This window comes from Candidatus Ruminimicrobium bovinum, assembly GCF_902760015.1.
GTDB lineage: Bacteria > Elusimicrobiota > Endomicrobiia > Endomicrobiales > Endomicrobiaceae > Ruminimicrobium > Ruminimicrobium bovinum.
Genome location: NZ_CACWEU010000239.1, coordinates 1 through 3,684, shown reverse-complemented (window position 1 = coordinate 3,684; position 3,684 = coordinate 1). Strand labels below are relative to the sequence as shown.

The window sequence follows — 3,684 nt, the reverse complement described above, 5'->3', positions numbered from 1 at the left end:
TTGAAATTACGGATGAACGCCTGACTACCGTACAAGCCGTAAGAATGTTGACCGAGGAAGCAAATGTTTCAAGAGAAAAAAGAAAAGGTGTTCGGGATAAAATAGCGGCAACTTTTATTTTACAAACTTATTTGGATATACATTCGGTTTAACAAATGAAATATTACATATTAGTTTTTATTTATGTTTTTCTCGACCAAATAACAAAATTACTTGTTATAAAAAATATCCCGTATAACTCTTTTATAAAAATAAACGAGTTTTTTAATTTGGTAAATATTTCAAATACCGGTATTGCTTTCAGTTTGTTTCAGGGGAAAAATATTTTTTTTATAATATCGACAATATTAATTGTTTGTTGTTTGATATTTTTTATTAAAAAAAACAAATCGATTTTAACAAAGTTACAAATGCATTCTTTGTTACTTGTAATATCGGGCGGTTTAGGCAATTTGATTGACAGGTTTGTTCGAGGATATGTTGTTGATTTTATAGATATAGGTTATAAAGAAGTTTACAGATGGCCGTCTTTTAATATTGCCGATTCTTGTGTTTGTATAGGTGTAACTTTATTTGTTTTTTCTGCTTTTATAAGTAAAGATAATAAATTAAAATAAAGTTATATTTATAAATTTGTAGCTTAAAAGGACAATTTCTTTTTATGATTAAAAATACGGTGAAAAAAATTTTATGTCTTAATTTTATATTTCTTTTAATAATGAGTTTGAACAGAATAATATTTACTTTTTATTATTCTAAAATTTCCGAATTAACTCCTTATTTTAACGATTTGATACAAGCTTTTATTTTGGGTATTCGTTACGATATGGCTGTTTTAGGATATATGAATACCGTAGTAAGTTTGGCTTTTGTTGTGTTTTGGTTTATAAACGGTAAAAAATTATTTTTGAAATTTATAAAAAGTTTAAAGTATTATTACAGTATATTTTTCGGCAGTATTGTTGTTTTATTATGTATAGATTTCGGTTTTTATTCATATTTTCAAAATCACATGAATATTTTAATGTTCGGCGTTTTTGAAGATGATACGGCGGCTTTGTTTTCTACAATATCCGAAAATTATCCTGTTGTTTTGGTTGGAATAGGTTTTATATCAATTTTTGTTTTTATATATTTCCTGTCAAAGTTTATTTTGGAAAAAAATGCAACATGTTTTTATTTTAATAATAAAACAAAAATTTATAAAAAAATTATTTTTACAATTTGTTTGGCTGCAATAAATGTTATGATATGCAGAGGTTCTTTCGGACTTTTTCCGTTAGGTGTTGATAATGCCGAAGTTTCTGCAAATACGTTTATAAATAAAGTTGCAATAAACGGAATATATACGTTACAGGCCGCAATTGAAGCAAGGTCAAAAGAAAATAAAGGGCTTGATTATATTTCATCGGTCGGTTATTCAAAAAATAATATGGCACAAGCTTTCAGTGATTATACGGATGTTGATATAAACTCAATAGATAAAACAAATCCAGAGCAAATATTATTTAGAACAACAAAATACAATAAAATTGCGGAACAAACAAAACCTAATGTCGTTTTTATAGTTATGGAATCTTTCGGAACGGATTTAATGCACTATGACAGCCAAACTTTTAATGTTTTGGGAGAATTAAAAAAACATTTACAACAAGATACTGTTTTTTATAAATTTATTCCCGGCAATATGGGAACAATCGGCAGTTTGGAAGCGGCAATTACAAACCTTGCAAGGTTACCTTTATCAAAGTTTTTATGTCAATCAAAATATGCTTACAATAAATATTTTTTCTCCGGTCCCATGCCTTATAAAAATAACAATTACCAAACTGTTTTTATGTATGGCGGAAATTCAGGTTGGAGAAATTGTCAAACATATATGCCGAGTTTGGGTTTTGATAAAGTTATAGGTGAAGGCAGTATGCCGAAAGAATATGAAAGAAACCAATGGGGTGTTTTTGACGAATATTTGTTTGATTATATTTTTAAAGTTTTGGATGATGGTAATAAAAGTAAATTTATTTATGTTATGACAACTTCAAACCATCCGCCGTTTTCTTTACCTTCACAATATAAGCAACCGTATCCTTTGGAATTAAACGAACAATTAAATAAAGATATTACCGGTGATATGAAACTTGCTAAAATGAGGTTTGCAACTTATCAATATTCATGCCAAAAAGCAGGTGAATTTTTAACACGTTTAAAAAATTCAAAATATGCAGATAATACCATAGTTGCAATAACAGGTGATCATAATTTTTGGAGTGCATTCAGCTATCCTATAGAGCGTAAACTTGATGAAATGAGTGTTCCTTTTTATTTATATATACCTCAAAAATTAAAACCTGCTAAAATTGATACGACAGTTGTCGGCTCACATACCGATATTTTACCGACGTTATATGAACTTTCTTTATCAAGTACAACTTATTGGGCAATGGGGAATAATTTATTGGCGGATACAGCAAAAGATAATATTGCTTCAAATTGTTTGGGTTCAATAATGACGAAAGATAATTTTGTTATATATGATTTTGCTTCCGGTAAAGAAAAATATTTTACGTGGAATGTTTCCGATAACAGAAAAATTGTTTCGACGGAAGAAAATGAAGAACATAAAAAAATGGTTAAGCGGTTTAAATCATCCGTTGCAATTGCATATTATATGTTAAATAGAAAAGAAAATATTATAAAATAGAGGAAAGAAATGAGTATATTTGAAATTATTATGTTGTTATGCTTTGCAAGTGCATGGCCTTTTTCAATAAGAAAATCTTATGTATCCCGTCAAAATGCCGGTAAAAGTTTGCTTTTTATGTATATAATTGAATTCGGTTATTTGGCAGGGATGCTGCATAAGTTATTTTATAATTTGGATGCTGTTTTTTGTTTGTATGTGTTTAATTTTACCTTGATACTTATTGATATTATGCTATACTACAGAAATGCCATGTTAGCCGAAAAAGCAAGAAAAAAACTTCAAACACAATAATTTACTTATTGCTGATTATAAAAATTATTATGATAATTTCTGTTTAGTTTGTCGCTAAACTTTCAGTTTCTCAGCCCTCAGCCCTCAGCCCTAAACTGTCTTTATTTATAAGCTGCCTTTCTTAATCCACTGTAAATTTCTGCATTTCGGGAAAGCCGAACATGTTAAAAACGGTCCTCTTTTACCCATTCTTTTAAGCATAGGACTGCCGCATTTTTCACATTTGATATCCGTTTTTTCCGGCTCGGGTTTTATTACTTTATTTCCGTTTTTATCCAATGAAAATGTAGTTTTACATTCCGGATAATGTTCGCATGCAAGGTAAGGTCCTCTAAAGCCCTTTTTCTTTAAAAGTATTCCGCCGCATTTTGGACATTTTTCATCGGTTTTTTCAGGTTCGTTACTTACTTTATTTCCGTCTTTATCAACGGAAAATGTGGTTTTACATTCGGGGTATCCCGTGCATGCCATAAAAGGACCGCGTCTGCTGTCCCTTATAACCATGGGTTTTCCGCATTTTGGGCAGACCTCATTTGTAGCTTTAGGTTCAATTTTTTGTCTTGTTGCACCTTCGGCATCGGTTAAATGTTTTTCAAAAGGTTTATAAAATTTTTTCAAAACGTCCTGACATTTAAGTTTGTTTTCCGCAATATCATCAAATTCTTCTTCTATATCCGCGGTAAATTTAT

The 3,684-nt window shown here is 29.7% G+C and carries 5 protein-coding genes; 4 read left to right on the top strand and 1 reads right to left on the bottom strand.

All coding sequences use genetic code 11. The annotated features are described in order from the left end of the window. The 4 genes from ruvX to ACMUOV_RS08065 all read left to right on the top strand — a co-directional run. Positions 1–152: Holliday junction resolvase RuvX (gene ruvX / locus ACMUOV_RS08080; protein ID WP_413854623.1), on the top strand; the 152-nt coding region annotated here is incomplete at its 5' end. 3 nt (positions 153–155) lie between these two features. Continuing rightward, positions 156–617, top strand: a complete 462-nt coding sequence (gene lspA / locus ACMUOV_RS08075; RefSeq protein WP_413854622.1) for a signal peptidase II — start codon at positions 156–158, stop codon at positions 615–617. Positions 618–724: 107 nt separating this feature from the next. After that, entirely contained in the window at positions 725–2,701 is a 1,977-nt protein-coding gene (locus tag ACMUOV_RS08070) for an LTA synthase family protein (RefSeq protein ID WP_413854621.1), read from the top strand. Between the two features lie 9 nt (positions 2,702–2,710). Beyond that, positions 2,711–2,995, top strand: a complete 285-nt coding sequence (locus tag ACMUOV_RS08065) for a hypothetical protein (RefSeq protein ID WP_413854620.1) — start codon at positions 2,711–2,713, stop codon at positions 2,993–2,995. A gap of 105 nt (positions 2,996–3,100) precedes the next feature. Here the strand turns inward: ACMUOV_RS08065 and ACMUOV_RS08060 are convergent. Beyond that, a partial coding sequence (locus ACMUOV_RS08060; RefSeq protein WP_413854619.1) for a topoisomerase DNA-binding C4 zinc finger domain-containing protein occupies positions 3,101–3,684 on the bottom strand: 584 nt, incomplete at its 5' end.